Here is a 14,359-nt window from a genome sequence, read left to right as displayed (position 1 = left end):
AATAAAAACACAAAAGGGCCATTTGGCCCTTTTAGTGTCATTGGGTTTGATTAGCGTAATAGACCCATAACTAACCCAGTGTTTTGGTTAGCGTTCGAAAGTACAGTAGTACCTGCTTGAACTAATAACTGGTTTTTAGTCATGTTAGCTGATTCAACTGCGAAATCTGCATCCATGATTCGGCCTGCTGCAGCTTTAGTGTTTTCAGTAACGTTAGTTAGGTTTGAATCCGTGTGACCTAAACGATTAATGTTAGCACCTAATGTTGAGCGCTCTACACCTACTGCATCGATAAACTTATCAACTTCAGTGATTGCTTTAGTTGCTCCACCTGCGGCAGAGATATCCTCAGTCACACCTGCTAGATTAGCTTTATCTACTTTTACATCTAAGGTTTCAGCTGCACCAGCACCAATTTGGAAAGTAACACCAGCAGTCAGTGAGTCAAATAGTTTATTGCCAGAGTACTCTGTATTATCAACAATTCGAGTTATTTCTTTAGTAAGCTCTTGGAATTCGTCGTTCAATGCTTTTAGATCTGTTGCAGAGTTCACGCCGTTAGCTGCTTGCGTAGCAAGCTCTTTTTGACGCATTGCAATTGTAGAAAGTTCTTCAAGCGCACCATCAGCAGTTTGTAGCATAGAGCTTGCATCATTCACGTTACGGCTAGCTTGCTCCATACCTGTTACGTTTGCATTTAAGCGAGTTGCAATTTGTAGACCTGCAGCATCATCAGCAGAGCTGTTGATACGAAGACCTGTTGATAAACGCTCCATAGCGTTAGTCATTAGATCGTTACTTTTAGTCACTGAGTTTTGAGCGATGTTTGAAGCATGATTAGTATGAACAGATAACATAATGTTTTCCTATAGTTTAAAGTTTTGGTCTCACAATTAATTAAAACGACACAGGAAAACGAAACTGAATCGGAGTGATAAAAAAAATATTAAAATTTTGTTCAAATGAGGGAGTAAAACAAAATCTTGAAGCTTGGTATAAACCCCAAAGCCCATCAAATATAGGGCGTGAGGGATGTGTGATGAAGGTCGAAATGAATTACAACAAAGGATTTTTCACGAATAAAACTCATTATCGTGAGAAACAATATATCTATGGCTTACTTTTTAATAGTGATGACACATGGTCACGGCTGACATTAGCTTGCGCCATTAAGGACGTCACCTGGGCAGAAAAAGGTGTAGGCTGCATCAGTTCTTTGAGTTTAGCCATGTTGTTATCAAGGTTGCCATGAAGTTGTTCTTGGTAGTTAGTTCGCTTTAATTGCTGCTGCACTTTTTGTTTGCTGCTGCGTAACTCCATCAACTGTTGATTCACTTTTTGCTGAGTTTTAGCAATTTTAGCCTGTGTTTGTTTAATGTCCTCGGGCTTATCGAAACGCCACTCTTTTGGATCTTGCCAAGATAATATCTCTACCACTTTTACTGTGCGAGCTTCGCCAGCTGGCAGGCGTTGTCCTTGGCCTGACATCAGTAAACCCGCTTGTATCTGTTGCCATTCACTGTGTTCACTGCTGAGCATAGCTGAATCTCGTGCAGGTGCTTGTACCGTTATCCCAATGTCTTTTAAAGCATGAGTCAGTTGCTTGGCTAAGTACTGGCTATTTTGATGCGCGGGTAATAACGCACTTGCAGCTTGATTCCCATATTGTACGGTAATGCGTTCATCACGGGTTTTTACCCCAATTAAATCAACCGACTTGAGTTGAAAGAAATGCTTAGCTGCTGGGCGCTGGCTATTGATTAAGTTCAGTTGGTGATCAACTAACGGTTGCTGTTGATAACTGATATCGAGCGCTGCTAGTTGTTGTTGGAGTTGCTTTGCGGTATCAGATTGTTGTTCTGAAAGACCATGCTGCAAAGAGGCATTACTGAGAGGTACTTGCAGTTTTTTGAGTAATTGCGACACCTTTAGTAAGCCTTGTTCAGCCACTTGATTGGCTGAAATAGCATGCTGGCCTTGAGTGACTTTCGCCCACTTTTGGTAGCTTGCTAATCTGTGGGTTGGAATCGAAGGCGCAGGTTTGGCTGTCGCTGGCTGTGAACTTGGCACAGCGGTAGGTGCTGGCGCAACCGTTTGGTTGCGCTGCAATACATTGAGACTCTCGGAAATACCTTTAAGCATGGATTTGGTTAACTAACTTACATGTGGTTGAACAATGATAACTGACTTACCTGCACAAAAGACTGTTGCGTCACCTGTAATGTGGTCAACTTCAAATTAAACTCAGCTGTGGCTTGAGCATAATCTAAGCCTTCGGTTTCACCGATGACTTCTTCGCTGAATAAAATGCGCTCTGTGTGAGTTGTTTGCATCAAACTAAGGGCATTTTGTTTACCACCAATATCAGTAATAGCGCCGCTAATGCTTGCTAGAGAATCATCTAATGTCGCTAACATATCTTCAGCTGCTTGGGTAAAAACATCATCGCCAGGACTTAAATCTGGGTCATTCAGTACATCGATAAATTGCTTGGTTTGATTCAGGATATCAGTGCCGCCTGATGAGAATAAAAATTCTTTAGCAGTCACGTTACCTGTCATCCAAGCTGAGCCGGATATCTGTACTTCTCGGTGGCCATCATCGCCCTGATAAAAGTAGTTACCATCAGCATCAATACCGATAGGAGCTGTCCCTGTCTCGTTACCTGAAAACAGGTAGTTTCCGCCGTCATCTTTTGCATTAACCACATCCACAAATGACTCTAATAATTCACTTAGCTCGGCAGCGTAAGCGGCTCTATCTTCAGGAGATAGCGCACCGTTATTGGCACCGATGGTGATTTCGCGCATCCGCATTTGCAGGTTAGTCATGCTTGAAAGGTAGGTTTCAGAGCGATCTAAACTGGTACTAAGTGATTCAGTGTTTTGTAAGTATTGCGATGTTGAGGCTAAATCTCGCTGTGTTGTGATGACCTTAGCCATGCCAATAGGATCATCTGAAGGACGCAAAATGGACTTACCTGTGGCCATTTGTTGATTCACTCTAGCCACATCACTGGTGAGGTTTTGCATGCTTTGTAGGTTTTGGCTGTACATATTCATCATGCTAACGCGCATTACAGAATTCCTTCAGTTAGATAGACATTAAAAGCGTTTGGAACAATTGATCAGCGGTAGAGATGACCTTGGCATTGGCTTGATAAGATTGTTGATAAATAATCAAATTCACCCCTTCTTCATCCATGCTGACGCCACTGGTACTCGCCCATTGTGATTGCGCTTCCATTTGCAGTTTTAATGCCGTGTCCTGGGCCATTTGCGCTTGGCGAGAGGCTGAGCCGAGTTGACCGACTTTACTGGCATAAACATCACCCATAGTGGTCGTGACACCCATAGACTCGAACGTAAACTCGGTATTGGCGAGTTCTAATATGTCTTTTAAGTTGTCGTTATCACCGGGTGTACCATCCTTACCAAATGCCAGCATTTCAGCGGTAAAGCCGTCACTGATTTTGATGGTGCCCGCAGGGTTACTCGGGTCGTAAGTGAATAAATCCAGGGTCGGCTTTTCGCCGTTAAGGTCCGTACCTTCGCGCAATACTGCATTAAACTCGTCAGCGACGGTTTGTGCGAGCTCGTTAATAAACGCCATTGACTCAGCTAAGCTGGTATCACGGTAATCGAGTAATGCTCCAAAGCTACCTCCGGCGGTTTCATCAATCGGAAAACTGGAGTTACCAAACTGGATACTGACCTTAGATAATTGTGGGTTATCAGGATCTGGCTGAGTTGATAGCGTTGAAGACTGAGTGCCAGAAACCAACGGCTGTCCTTGAGCCAATGAGATGTTCTTCATCCCTTGAGAATCTTCAACGACGCGGATATCAACAATCACGGCTAAGTCATCAATCGCAGCATCGCGCGCATCAAGTAACGACAGCGGTGGGTTACTTCCTGATGATTGGATTTCTGCATTAAAGCTGGCAATCGTCTCAAGCAAAGCATTGATTTCTTTAGTTGAGGCGTTAATTTGTCCTTCGACCTGCTTAAGCTGTGAGTCGATACCGTCACTGATAGAATTGAATCTTTGGGTCAAGGCACGAGATTCATTTAATACACTTTGACGATGGGCAATTTCATTGGGTTGCTCCATAGCTGAGTTGAGCGAAGCGAACAATAAATCTAAGCCAGCGGAAATGTTATTGCCCTCAGAACCAAATATTTGCTCGGCTTGAGTGTAATAACTGGCTTGAACACTGGTAAAGCCGACATCACTGGTGGTTTTCCACAGTTGCGCCACTTCATACTGATCTGAAATACGACGAACACCGTCAACCATGACCCCCATACCGCTACCGTAAGCACTGCTGCCTACAGAACTCATCAATACAGATTGGCGTGAATAGCCTGGTACCATTGCATTGGCAATGTTATTTGATGTGGCATTGAGTGCTGCCATACTGGCATTAATGCCTGACATCCCAATATTGAGCATGCTCATATCTAATCCTCATGTCACAGCGTCGAATCCAGTCGATATTGCGAATTGTTCGCCGCTGTTATTTGTTCGGTTTGGCCATTAGTGGAATATTTAACGCTGGCTGCATGGCTGTTGTGTTCACAGTCATCACTGAATTTTGTTCAGTTTTTGCAGGTATTTGCGCGCTGGTATTCTCAACTTGAGTGACGTGTTCAGTATGGTTATTAGAAGCGACACTATCAGGAGCTGACTTAAGCCCTGCGGACAATTGTTTTGTCATTACGCTAGCAAGGCCGGTGCTTTGTAGCTGACTTAATCGACCCGCCAATTCAGCATCATGCCAGTCTCGGTACATGCCATCATTTTGAGATGATAATGGACTGTCTTTATCGGCCATGACATCAGATGCCGAGCGCATTTGTTTGAGCACTGTCTGTAAAAATTGGGCTTCAAATTGTTGGCTCACCAGCTCTAAAGCACCATGTTCACCATTGGCTTCGATTAAGTCTTTTGCATTGAGGTTATTCAGATAACCGTGGTTATTATCTAATTTCATTAAATCACCACTAATTCAGCTTCTAATGCGCCAGCTTCATTAAGCGCTTGCAGTATTGCCATTAAGTCCATTGGTGAGGCGCCTAAGCTATTGACTGCTCTTACAACATCATTGAGTGCAATGCCTTCTGGCCACACAAACATATGCCCATCACCTGTATCAATATCTATATCACTGTCACTACCAACCACAGTTTGACCTTGCCCTTGGCCTATAAACGGCGCATTGGGCTGGCTGACAAATTCTTGCTCTACAATCGACACGACTAAGTTACCGTGGCTGACAGCTGCTTTTCTAACAACGACATTGCCACCCATCACTACCGTGCCTGTACGGCTGTTAAACACTACGCGGGGGGATTTTCGCCCTTGTTCAATTTGCAGCTCTTCAAGGATAGACATAAAGGTCACACGCTCACGATTTGATTCTGGCGCACGAACTAAAACCTTAGCGCTGCTATCGGCTTCTGCGACATCAGGGCCAAATAACTCATTCACAGCTCGCTCTATATTGCGTGCAGTTTTAAAACTGGGATCGCGCAGGTTAAGGACAATGTGTTCGGTTTCGTTAAAGTTACTGTGGATCTCTGCCTCTAGCAGCGCTCCGTTAGGAATTGCCCCTACGGTCGGAGTATTAATCGTCAAAGACGTACCGTTACGACCTTGAGCTGAAATGCCGCCAACGACCAAGTTACCTTGTGCCACGGCATATACTTCGCCATCGACAGCACGTAGCGGGGTCATCAGTAAGCTGCCGCCACGTAAACTTTTTGCATCACCCAAAGATGACACGGTCACATCAATGGTTTGGCCCGCACTTGCCAGTGGTGGAATGGTGGCATGTACAGCGACCGCTGCGACATTTTTCAATTTAGGGTCGGTTCTATCATCAATTTGTACGCCAAACTGCTTGAGCATATTAACGATAGATTGGCTGGTAAAGCGCACTTGGTTACGGTCACCGGTGCCATCGAGCCCCACAACTAAACCGTATCCTACGAGTTGGTTATCACGGATACCTTGCACATCAACAATATCCATCAAATAACGATTTTGAATGGCTTGTTCTGTTTGCGGTGCAGCAGTGGTTTGAAATGACAAAATAGTCATTAACACGCTCGCAAAAAATGCGATAGCTTGTTTCATTTAACGCTCCATGCCTGCACGAATTGGCAGGCACTAACAAAAGTAAACTGGATGAGATGACGCTGTGCAAGTCGTGTCATTACAGCGGAAACCAAGGGCTATTAAAGTATCGAGACGCCCAACCCATTTGGTTACTGTCTGAAATTGCACCCTGACCGCCATAGATAATTCTGGCATCAGCAATACGTTGAGATGAAATAGTATTGTCGTTGCCAATGTCATCGGTGCGGATCAGTCCGAGTAATCTAAGGTACTCATCACCTTGGTTCAGTCTGAGCCATTTCTCGCCTCGAATGAGCAAGGCGCCGTTAGGTAACACTTTGGCGACCGTGACAGTAATGGAACCGGTTAATTGGTTTTGTTGAGTGCTTGAACCTGTGCCGTTAAATGAACGTCCCGTATCTGCGCCACCGCTGCCAGCAAAACTGCTGTTGCCTGACGAGCCTTGTGCGCCAATAGACATCGAGCTTTCTTTATTGGTTTTGGTATCAGCTTTTTTGCTCGAATAAGTTTTTTCATCCAGTGACACAGTGAGGATATCGCCTTCACGAAATGCCCGTTTATCTTTAAAAAGTGTCAACATATAACCTTGACGATAAACACTACCATTACTGGCTTCTGGCAAGCTGTAATCAATTTCTGGGGGAGCCCACTCTGGCTTACCCGGTGCCGTTTCTGGCTCAGGAAGGTGAGATGCACAACCCGATAGCAGTAGTACTATCGCAATCCAGCTATGTCGCATAATATTCCTTGTCGAGACGAAGTTAACCTGACCATGAGTCAAAGTATTACAAGGGTATTGAGCAAGGTTATGCCTTGCTCAATTCCTGTCGTGAGTGTTTACAGTGCTTGGTTTAAGAATTTGAGCATGTCATCTGATGAGGACACGACTTTGGCATTCATTTCATAAGCACGTTGAGTCGAGATCATTTCAACCATCTCTTCAACAACATTAACGTTGGCACCTTCAAGAGAACCTTGGCGAATTTGGCCAATAGCTTGATCGCCTGCAACCCCTTCAATCGCAGCACCAGATGCGCCTGTTTCACGATATAAGTTGTCTCCGCGCGCCTCTAAACCAGCAGGGTTGGTGAAGTTAACTAAGGTGATTTGGCCTAATTCTTGTGCTTCGGCTTGGCCCGCCATTTGTGCAGACACTTGGCCGTCTGATGCAATGGTTACGGTTAACGCATCTTCCGGAATTTCGATATTGGGTACTAAAGGCAAACCTTGTGATGTCACCATTAAGCCGTCGCTACTACGGAAAAATTGGCCATCACGGGTATAACCCAAGTCACCATTTGCTTCTTCGATTTGGAAGAAACCTTGGCCTTGAATCGCCATATCTAACTGCTGACCTGTAGTAAGAATGTCGCCAGTAGTGAAGACTTTTTGAGTACCAGCAACGCGAGTACCTGTACCTAATTGAAGGCCTGATGGTAATTCATTTTGCTCATCAACTTGGCCGCCAGGCTGGCGTTGTACTTGATAAAACAAATCGTTAAATGCCACACGGTCACGCTTAAAACCTGTGGTGTTAACGTTAGCCAAGTTGTTGGCAATGGTGGTCATTTTAGTGTCTTGAGCACTAAGGCCCGTTTTACTTACCCATAATGCAGATTGCATGATGTGATTCCTTTTATTTTATTCTGTCGTGCGTGTTTTGTTATGCATCACGCATTAAACGATTACCTGATTCAGCCAGTTTCTCGGCGCTTTGCATCAGTTTCACTTGCACTTCAAATTGGCGGCTTAAGTCCATTGACGCTATGAGTTCGCTTACCGCTTTAACATTACTGGCCTCAAGAAAGCCGCTACGCACTAGCACTTCATCGTCTGCGGCTAATGGCATTCCATCGTTACTGTAAAACAGTCCATCTTGGCCTTTTTGAATTTGCTGTAAGTCTGGGTTAACCAGTTTTAGCTGACCGACTTCTTCGGTAATGTTGCCTGTGTCGGCAACGATACTGATGCGACCATCATCACCAATGAATAGCTCTCGGTATTCGGGTAGCACGATTGGACCATCAACGCCTGCGACAGGGCGACCATCTATGGTTAATTGCCCCGCAGCATCAGGCACGACGACACCAGAGCGGGTATAAGCTTCTCCATTAGGTGTCATCACACTAAATAGACCGCCATCATTGATGGCTAAATCTAATGTTCTGCCTGTTGGGTTGAGCACACCTGCCTGTTGGCTAAAGCCGCTACTTTCAGTTTGCGCTAAGACTCGAGTGTGTAAGCTATTACCTGTGGGGGTGACCACTTTGGCATTCACACGCTCAAGATCTGCCTTAAAGCCAGTGGTATCAGCATTTGCCAGGTTGTTGGCTCTGATAGCTTGGGCTTCCATGACTCTGGTCGCGCCTGTTGCAGCGGTATACAGCATCTTATCCATGGTTCAGCCTTAAATAACGTTTAGTAATGCTTGCTGCATAGTCGAGTTGGCATCTAACACTTTGGCATTTGACTGGTAGTTTCGCTGGGCTGTCATTAAGTTAACCATTTCAGCGGTGTTATCGACATTTGAGCTTTCTAGGTAACCTGCATTAATTGACCCTAAGGTGCCTGTTGTTGGCGTGCCAATCATTGGTTGGCCCGCTGAGTTAGTGGCAACCCACGCATTTTGACCTACAGGGCTTAAACCATTTGGGTTGTTGAAATCGGCTAACACCACTTGCCCTTGAAGTTGCTCTTCACCATTGGTGTAAGTGCCGTACAAGTTACCGCCATCGTCAAGGCGAATACCGTTAAGTTCACCAGATGTGTAACCGTTTTGGCTTAGGCTTGAGTTGTTATAGTCAGAAGCGTATTGGGTGCTTTTATCAAAGCTGAGTGCCAATACCATTGCGGCTGCACCGCCAGTAATATCTCGTGGGATGTCTAATTCAAAATCAGCGCCAGCAGTCAGCAAACCGTTTTCATCAAATGACAGTTGATGACCCGCAGCTGGCGTAATATCTTCATCGCCCATCACATAGTGAACTGACCACTCATTGTCATCCGTTTTAACAAAGTATTGCGTTAGTGCGTGCTCATTACCTTGTGAATCATAGGTCGTCACAGTACTTGAAGAGTGATACGTCGATGCATCATCTTTATCAAACGGTGTGTCAGTTTGGTCGATTGCATCGACTCGAGAGTCGAGGTTAGACACTAAGCTAATGGTGCTGGTTGCTGAAGCAGGTAATGAGCCAGCCTGTATTTGTAAGTCTGTGACATTACCGTTTTGTAATTGCCCGCCAGGTCCGACACTGTAACCTTGTAAACGGTTACCCGCTGGATCGGTTACATAGCCATTGGCATCTTGATTGAACATACCTGCACGTGAGTACATGGTGCTGCCATCTTGACCGCTAAGAACAAAGAATCCATCACCTTGAATTCCCATATCAAGTTGACGACCTGTGTACGCAAGGCTGCCTGCCATCGAGAAGTTTTGGCTAGTCGACATGGTATTTACACCGCCAGGTTGGCCACCATTGTAAACGGCTGCAAATTCGCTACGGCCACTACGGAAACCAACAGTAGAACCGTTAGCAATGTTGTTACTGATGGTGTTTAAGTCTTGTGTTGTTGCTTGTAAACCACTTAATGCGATATTGAACGACATGGTGTAATCCTATTAATTTTTGTTATGAGACTTCAGAGATTTCGAGAACAGAAACGGTGCCAAGCCCGTTACCTAATTCGGCCATCATGACGCCGGAGGCACTGACAAAATGAACTTTTTCAATGGTTGCAGCGATGAAGGTATCTGCGGTTTCTGTAACATCATCAGCAGTGATATTGGCTTCGATACTGTATTCGCCAGCAGGCAAATCTAGGGCTTCTGGATCAATGGTAAAGGCCACATCACCAGGCTCTTGAGTACCTAACTCTAAGGTATGTACCACATCACCATTTTCGTCGATGATATCGATACTGAGTTCTTCAACCGCATTACCTAGATAGACTTTGCCATCAACAGGTAAGCCGTCTATTTCAAGCTCTGATGCTGGCACCATGGCCGTTTTGCCTACAAGTTGCGCTGATTGCACAATGGCTAAATTTTCCATCATCACCATGCTGGTGGCTTGATTTGCGCGCATGTGCTCAAGACTTTCTACTTGTGAGAACTGTGCCAGTTGAGTGACGTACTCAGTGCCATCAATAGGGTTGGTAGGATCTTGATTTTGAATTTGCGCAATCATCAGGGTTAGAAATTCATTGCGGATAGATGAAGCATCATTGCCTGGTGAATTCATGACTTCTGTGGCAGTGGCAGCAGGGTCATTACTGGTTGTACTTGGGGTAACATTCATTATTTGTTTCCTAGCTGCAAGAGCCCTTGTTGCATAGAACGAGCACGGTTCATCACTTCTACATTGGTTTCAAATGAACGACTTGCTGCCATCATGTCAGCCATTTCTTCAACTGTGTTGACGTTTGAATAGGCGACATAACCGAGTTCGTCAGCAAAGGGATGATCAGGCTCGTATCGCATATCTAACGGAGCATCGGTTTCGACAATGGCGGCGATTTCAACTTGTGCACCAGCGGCTTTGCCTTCTTGGGTTTGGTTGTAGATCGTTGAGAAAACCGGCTTCAATGCACGATATGCATCATCAGGGTTTTCTGCCGCAGCACCTGAGTTAGCCAAGTTACTGGCCACAGTGTTTAAACGAATGGTTTGTGCGTGCATACCTGCACCCGCAATTTGGTATATTTCTCCAAATGACATATCAGTTCCTATTGTCCTTCGATAGCCGAGCGTAAGCCGGAAATTTTCATGTTCAAGAAGGTGAGACTCGTTTGATAATCCATGGCATTTTGCGAATACCTCGCCTGTTCTTTACCCAGCTCAACGGTATTGTGATCCGCAGAGCTTTGGTAAGGCACACGGTAGGCTGTTTGGTAGTCTCGACCGACATCCATTCCCGCATTGATTTGCGTCATGACAGCTTTGAAATCTAAATCCTTCGCTTTATAACCAGGAGTTTCAGCATTGGCTAAGTTACCCGCCAACATCTTGCTTCGCTCGACTCGAAAATCTAATGTTTGTGCGTGAATGCCTAAGGCGGTGTCGAGGTTGATAGCCATTAAAACTCCTAGTATGGTATGGACGATTTCAATATTTGCCTTGTCTATCCAATTAGTGTGCCAAAAGTTTAAAGCGAGTTTTATCAATGGTTTGTGACTATTTTAAAGATAAGATCGGAACGCTAGTTTCCTGTGTGACACTGGCGGCATCCTGTTTGCTTCCGCTGACAATACATGCGCAAGATCACAGCAATGCCACAGGGCAACTAAAGCAGTCTTTTACGCAAATGGTAGAAAAGGAACTAGCCAACTGGCAGCGACAAGCAGGGCTTGATGCCATCAAACACACGATTGATGTGCATTTACCTTCAGGGGCTGCTAACTTGCAGCAATGCCCAAACGCGCTGGTGATTAGCAGCGGTGCTAGATTGCCTTTTGGCAATGTTCAACGTCGAGTGACATGTGAATCATTAGGGTGGAGTTTATTTATTCGTGCTCGTGTTGATGTCACTGCCAATGTCCCTGTGGCAAATAGACCATTGGCAAGAGGCGAGCATATTTCTGCCAGTGATATTGAGCTGCAATGGCTTAAATTGACTCCAGCAGACCGAGATCTTATTACTCAAAAATCGCAATTAATCGGTCATCAAGTCAGCCACAAACTGCGTCGGTTCAGAGCGATTAAAACCAGCCAAGTGACTAATCCTCAATGGATTAATATTGGTGACCGGGTGATTATAGAAGCTAAAATGAATGGCTTTTATGCCAATATGCCAGGAGAAGCATTGGAGTCTGGCGGAGAAGGATCCACCATTCGAGTCCGCAATTTAAGTTCTGGTAAAATTATTCATGTTTACCCCACTGCGAAAGGCAGAGTGAAGACCTTATTTTAAGCAGGTCAAATAGACCCACTGACCTGCGAACTTTTCAGTCTTAGCTATCAAATTTCATGTTCAGTATTACAGCTCAAAGCTTGTCAACGTCCATAGGCTAAATTGTGCATCAATCCGCTTAAGTTATCAGGCTGATTTTATGATGATGATATTTTAGTTTTCTTGTTTATTAGCCGCCTTTAATAGATATCGACGACATATATGGTGAACCATTATGGATATCAACAAAATTTCTAGCGCAGTCACCGCTGACATGGGCACAACGAAAAGCAAATCCAATACCTCGCAACAGCATGAAGTTGCCGAGCTTAAAACACGGAAAATGCCTGTGCAAAGTACCGTGAGTGATGATTGGAAACTGATTGAAAAAAACCAGCCTAACCTAGCCAGTATGGACGATTTTGACGCCGCAAAAGTGGCTGAATTACGTCAAGCATTGCAAAACGGCACATTCAGTTTAGATGTGAAAAAAATAGCAGAGGCGATGAAGCAAAATCATGGGTAATCAAGTGGAACAACCACATCAAGGTTCGGCTGCACCAGTATCTAAGCGGGAGCAAGTGCAAGGGTTATTGCGTGGAATAAGAGTGGATATTGATGGCTACAAACAGCTTCATGGCTTATTAATCCGCCAACGTGAATTAATGAAACGCCGTGATAATGCTGGTTTAGCCTTGCATAATGAAGCGCAAACACAATTGTGTGAAAAGCTAATGGAGCGCGCTAAAAACCGTTCAAGAACCTTAGTTGCTTTAGGTTTTACGGGTAACAGCAAAGGTATGGAAGACCTCATCGCCAGACTGCCTCAAGCCAGCCAAAAACAAGTACTGTTATTGTGGCGCAACTTGGTTGATTTAGTAAAAGAAAGCCAACAGTTTAACGAAGAAAATGGCAAGTTGTTGGTCAGCCAACAAGAAGTGATTAACTCGTTATTGAACAAGCAACCAGAAAGTCAAAACGACTATGGGTATGCTAGGTAATATTTATTCAAGCGAATAAATATTGAATTCACTCATTTCTTTTGCAAAGAGTTGTTTATAATTTTTTATTGATCTTATCAATAATTTTAGCAGGATACTCTATTGAGTCTGAGTCAAAATGATAGAAAACTAATACGTCCTTAATAGATAGGGCAACTAGGTTTATAGCTTGATCAAAATATTGTAAAGATTTTTCATCATCGTATGCAGAGCCAAGTATTACTTTCTCGCCATCGGAGTTTTCCGCTAACGCACCTACATTTCCGTGAGAGTGCATAGAAAGGTATGAATAATAGGCATTATATAACTCGACCAATTCAGCTTTTTTAAAGCGTTCCCAAACAGATAATTTCTTACCAAGCTTTTTGTATTCTTCAGCAGCGCCACTATTTATATGTTTGTGTAACTCATATAAGCGCCAGTGCTGTGCCTTAGTCATAAAGCTAGGATGATTGACATCTCTAATACAACATTGAAGGTCAACATAAGATTCTAAAGCGGAACGCAGGATCACTGGAACCGAAGATATTCTTCTGTTGTTCAAAAGTATAACTGCATCTAAACACAACTCAGATACTCTTATACTTAGTGCAAGAATGTATTTTTCTTGCAGGTTATTATGCTTTATAGATTTAAACTTCTCGTTACGAAACTTTAATAAGCCAACCCAATCATCTACCGTACCTGCAGTCATAGCCATTCTCCCCCTAATAGTTTTTACCTCGCCCCACCGAGAATAGATGACGTAAGTTATTGATTAATATTAATCCTATTTCCCTACCAGCCTGATGTAAAGGTAACTTTTTTAAATTTGGAACAGGAATTAAAGTCGTGGCGTTTCGTCTACACCAGATCAAGAGTTGAAACATCGCCTCATCGTAAGCGTTAGTGATTATTACAGCTTGCCTAAGAAGACTTCAAAAGAAGGTTAACGCTGGATGATTCTCCGTTGGAAATTTTGCTGTTTAAATTTCGCCGGAGCTGCGGGGTGTTCTAAGAGGGAGTCGCAGTTAACTCCCTTTTAGTCTGGTGTGGGCGAAGCGCCACGACGTTAATCCAAACGGAGTTTGGAAATATGGGAGAAATCACGAATGTTAGAATTGGGTGTGGGCGAAGCACCAGGACTTTGATAAAATCCAAACGAAGTTTGGAAATACAAAGAATCTTTCACTTTGAAAGTTAGCAATTTTTGCTTCTAAAATAAGTTCTGTGCTTTCTTGATAAGTAAGCTAGCGCAAAGCTAATCACTATAATGGGGATTGAGTAATACGTTACCTTTACTCCAACGTAAGTTAAGTTCATCACAAGGAAAAGATATAA

Annotated in this window: 17 protein-coding genes; 3 read left to right on the top strand and 14 right to left on the bottom strand. The window is 44.0% G+C overall.

What is annotated here, in order from left to right; translation table 11 throughout:
- Positions 1–50: 50 nt before the first annotated feature.
- The 13 genes from AB4128_RS00590 to AB4128_RS00530 form a co-directional block, all read right to left on the bottom strand.
- On the bottom strand, positions 51–857 hold the full coding sequence (locus AB4128_RS00590) for a flagellin (RefSeq protein ID WP_372036291.1): 807 nt from the start codon (positions 855–857) through the stop codon (positions 51–53).
- 253 nt (positions 858–1,110) lie between these two features.
- A complete protein-coding gene (locus tag AB4128_RS00585; protein ID WP_192021915.1) occupies positions 1,111–2,142 on the bottom strand; it encodes a hypothetical protein in 1,032 nt (343 codons plus the stop codon).
- A gap of 17 nt (positions 2,143–2,159) precedes the next feature.
- Complete coding sequence (gene flgL, locus AB4128_RS00580; RefSeq protein WP_372036289.1) at positions 2,160–3,077, bottom strand: flagellar hook-associated protein FlgL; 918 nt, start codon at positions 3,075–3,077, stop codon at positions 2,160–2,162.
- 16 nt (positions 3,078–3,093) lie between these two features.
- Positions 3,094–4,461: a flagellar hook-associated protein FlgK gene (gene flgK, locus AB4128_RS00575; RefSeq protein WP_055025318.1), complete on the bottom strand. Its 1,368-nt coding sequence runs from the start codon at positions 4,459–4,461 to the stop codon at positions 3,094–3,096.
- 58 nt (positions 4,462–4,519) lie between these two features.
- Positions 4,520–4,996, bottom strand: coding sequence for a rod-binding protein (locus AB4128_RS00570; RefSeq protein ID WP_192021916.1), 477 nt, complete (start codon positions 4,994–4,996; stop codon positions 4,520–4,522).
- A complete protein-coding gene (locus AB4128_RS00565) occupies positions 4,996–6,105 on the bottom strand; it encodes a flagellar basal body P-ring protein FlgI (protein ID WP_372036384.1) in 1,110 nt (369 codons plus the stop codon). The genes AB4128_RS00570 and AB4128_RS00565 overlap by 1 nt, the downstream gene beginning before the upstream one ends.
- A gap of 115 nt (positions 6,106–6,220) precedes the next feature.
- Positions 6,221–6,883 (bottom strand): flagellar basal body L-ring protein FlgH, encoded by a 663-nt coding sequence (gene flgH / locus AB4128_RS00560; RefSeq protein ID WP_055025315.1) that lies wholly within the window; start codon positions 6,881–6,883, stop codon positions 6,221–6,223.
- Positions 6,884–6,981: 98 nt separating this feature from the next.
- Positions 6,982–7,767 (bottom strand): flagellar basal-body rod protein FlgG, encoded by a 786-nt coding sequence (flgG, locus tag AB4128_RS00555; protein ID WP_055025314.1) that lies wholly within the window; start codon positions 7,765–7,767, stop codon positions 6,982–6,984.
- 40 nt (positions 7,768–7,807) lie between these two features.
- Positions 7,808–8,542: a flagellar basal body rod protein FlgF gene (locus AB4128_RS00550; RefSeq protein ID WP_080914659.1), complete on the bottom strand. Its 735-nt coding sequence runs from the start codon at positions 8,540–8,542 to the stop codon at positions 7,808–7,810.
- Positions 8,543–8,551: 9 nt separating this feature from the next.
- Positions 8,552–9,757, bottom strand: coding sequence for a flagellar hook protein FlgE (gene flgE / locus AB4128_RS00545; protein WP_055025312.1), 1,206 nt, complete (start codon positions 9,755–9,757; stop codon positions 8,552–8,554).
- A 22-nt stretch (positions 9,758–9,779) separates the two neighbouring features.
- Positions 9,780–10,448: a flagellar hook capping FlgD N-terminal domain-containing protein gene (locus AB4128_RS00540; RefSeq protein ID WP_372036286.1), complete on the bottom strand. Its 669-nt coding sequence runs from the start codon at positions 10,446–10,448 to the stop codon at positions 9,780–9,782.
- Positions 10,448–10,867, bottom strand: a complete 420-nt coding sequence (flgC, locus tag AB4128_RS00535; RefSeq protein WP_055025310.1) for a flagellar basal body rod protein FlgC — start codon at positions 10,865–10,867, stop codon at positions 10,448–10,450. The genes AB4128_RS00540 and flgC overlap by 1 nt, the downstream gene beginning before the upstream one ends.
- Before the next feature lie 8 nt (positions 10,868–10,875).
- Positions 10,876–11,226 (bottom strand): flagellar basal body rod protein FlgB, encoded by a 351-nt coding sequence (locus AB4128_RS00530; protein WP_055025309.1) that lies wholly within the window; start codon positions 11,224–11,226, stop codon positions 10,876–10,878.
- A 155-nt stretch (positions 11,227–11,381) separates the two neighbouring features.
- On the opposite strand from AB4128_RS00530, the gene flgA reads away from it, so the two are divergent.
- The 3 genes from flgA to flgN all read left to right on the top strand — a co-directional run bounded on the left by flgA (position 11,382) and on the right by flgN (position 13,039).
- Positions 11,382–12,059 (top strand): flagellar basal body P-ring formation chaperone FlgA, encoded by a 678-nt coding sequence (gene flgA / locus AB4128_RS00525; protein ID WP_225442148.1) that lies wholly within the window; start codon positions 11,382–11,384, stop codon positions 12,057–12,059.
- 214 nt (positions 12,060–12,273) lie between these two features.
- Positions 12,274–12,564, top strand: coding sequence for a flagellar biosynthesis anti-sigma factor FlgM (flgM, locus tag AB4128_RS00520; RefSeq protein WP_055025307.1), 291 nt, complete (start codon positions 12,274–12,276; stop codon positions 12,562–12,564).
- Positions 12,557–13,039, top strand: coding sequence for a flagellar export chaperone FlgN (gene flgN, locus AB4128_RS00515; RefSeq protein ID WP_372036282.1), 483 nt, complete (start codon positions 12,557–12,559; stop codon positions 13,037–13,039). Before flgM ends, flgN begins: the two co-directional genes overlap by 8 nt.
- A 55-nt stretch (positions 13,040–13,094) precedes the next feature.
- On the opposite strand, the gene AB4128_RS00510 is transcribed toward flgN, so the two are convergent.
- Complete coding sequence (locus AB4128_RS00510; RefSeq protein WP_372036280.1) at positions 13,095–13,733, bottom strand: DUF5677 domain-containing protein; 639 nt, start codon at positions 13,731–13,733, stop codon at positions 13,095–13,097.
- Positions 13,734–14,359: the final 626 nt, after the last annotated feature.

Source organism: Shewanella sp. 10N.286.52.A9, from assembly GCF_041468985.1.
GTDB lineage: Bacteria > Pseudomonadota > Gammaproteobacteria > Enterobacterales > Shewanellaceae > Shewanella > Shewanella japonica.
Note: the sequence above shows the minus strand (reverse complement) of the source record. Positions and strands in the feature narration are given on the sequence as shown.

What these genes read in the sequence shown, in the direction of transcription:
- flgK (WP_055025318.1), bottom strand. Translation starts at nt 4,461, where the DNA reads ATGAGCATGCTCAATATTGGGATGTCAGGCATTAATGCCAGTATGGCA.
- AB4128_RS00550 (WP_080914659.1), bottom strand. Translation starts at nt 8,542, where the DNA reads ATGGATAAGATGCTGTATACCGCTGCAACAGGCGCGACCAGAGTCATG.
- AB4128_RS00540 (WP_372036286.1), bottom strand. Translation starts at nt 10,448, where the DNA reads ATGAATGTTACCCCAAGTACAACCAGTAATGACCCTGCTGCCACTGCC.
- AB4128_RS00510 (WP_372036280.1), bottom strand. Translation starts at nt 13,733, where the DNA reads ATGACTGCAGGTACGGTAGATGATTGGGTTGGCTTATTAAAGTTTCGT.
- AB4128_RS00585 (WP_192021915.1), bottom strand. Translation starts at nt 2,142, where the DNA reads ATGCTTAAAGGTATTTCCGAGAGTCTCAATGTATTGCAGCGCAACCAA.
- AB4128_RS00590 (WP_372036291.1), bottom strand. Translation starts at nt 857, where the DNA reads ATGTTATCTGTTCATACTAATCATGCTTCAAACATCGCTCAAAACTCA.
- flgG (WP_055025314.1), bottom strand. Translation starts at nt 7,767, where the DNA reads ATGCAATCTGCATTATGGGTAAGTAAAACGGGCCTTAGTGCTCAAGAC.
- flgN (WP_372036282.1), top strand. Translation starts at nt 12,557, where the DNA reads ATGGGTAATCAAGTGGAACAACCACATCAAGGTTCGGCTGCACCAGTA.
- flgM (WP_055025307.1), top strand. Translation starts at nt 12,274, where the DNA reads ATGGATATCAACAAAATTTCTAGCGCAGTCACCGCTGACATGGGCACA.
- AB4128_RS00565 (WP_372036384.1), bottom strand. Translation starts at nt 6,105, where the DNA reads ATGACTATTTTGTCATTTCAAACCACTGCTGCACCGCAAACAGAACAA.
- flgC (WP_055025310.1), bottom strand. Translation starts at nt 10,867, where the DNA reads ATGTCATTTGGAGAAATATACCAAATTGCGGGTGCAGGTATGCACGCA.
- AB4128_RS00530 (WP_055025309.1), bottom strand. Translation starts at nt 11,226, where the DNA reads ATGGCTATCAACCTCGACACCGCCTTAGGCATTCACGCACAAACATTA.
- flgL (WP_372036289.1), bottom strand. Translation starts at nt 3,077, where the DNA reads ATGCGCGTTAGCATGATGAATATGTACAGCCAAAACCTACAAAGCATG.
- flgH (WP_055025315.1), bottom strand. Translation starts at nt 6,883, where the DNA reads ATGCGACATAGCTGGATTGCGATAGTACTACTGCTATCGGGTTGTGCA.
- AB4128_RS00570 (WP_192021916.1), bottom strand. Translation starts at nt 4,996, where the DNA reads ATGAAATTAGATAATAACCACGGTTATCTGAATAACCTCAATGCAAAA.
- flgE (WP_055025312.1), bottom strand. Translation starts at nt 9,757, where the DNA reads ATGTCGTTCAATATCGCATTAAGTGGTTTACAAGCAACAACACAAGAC.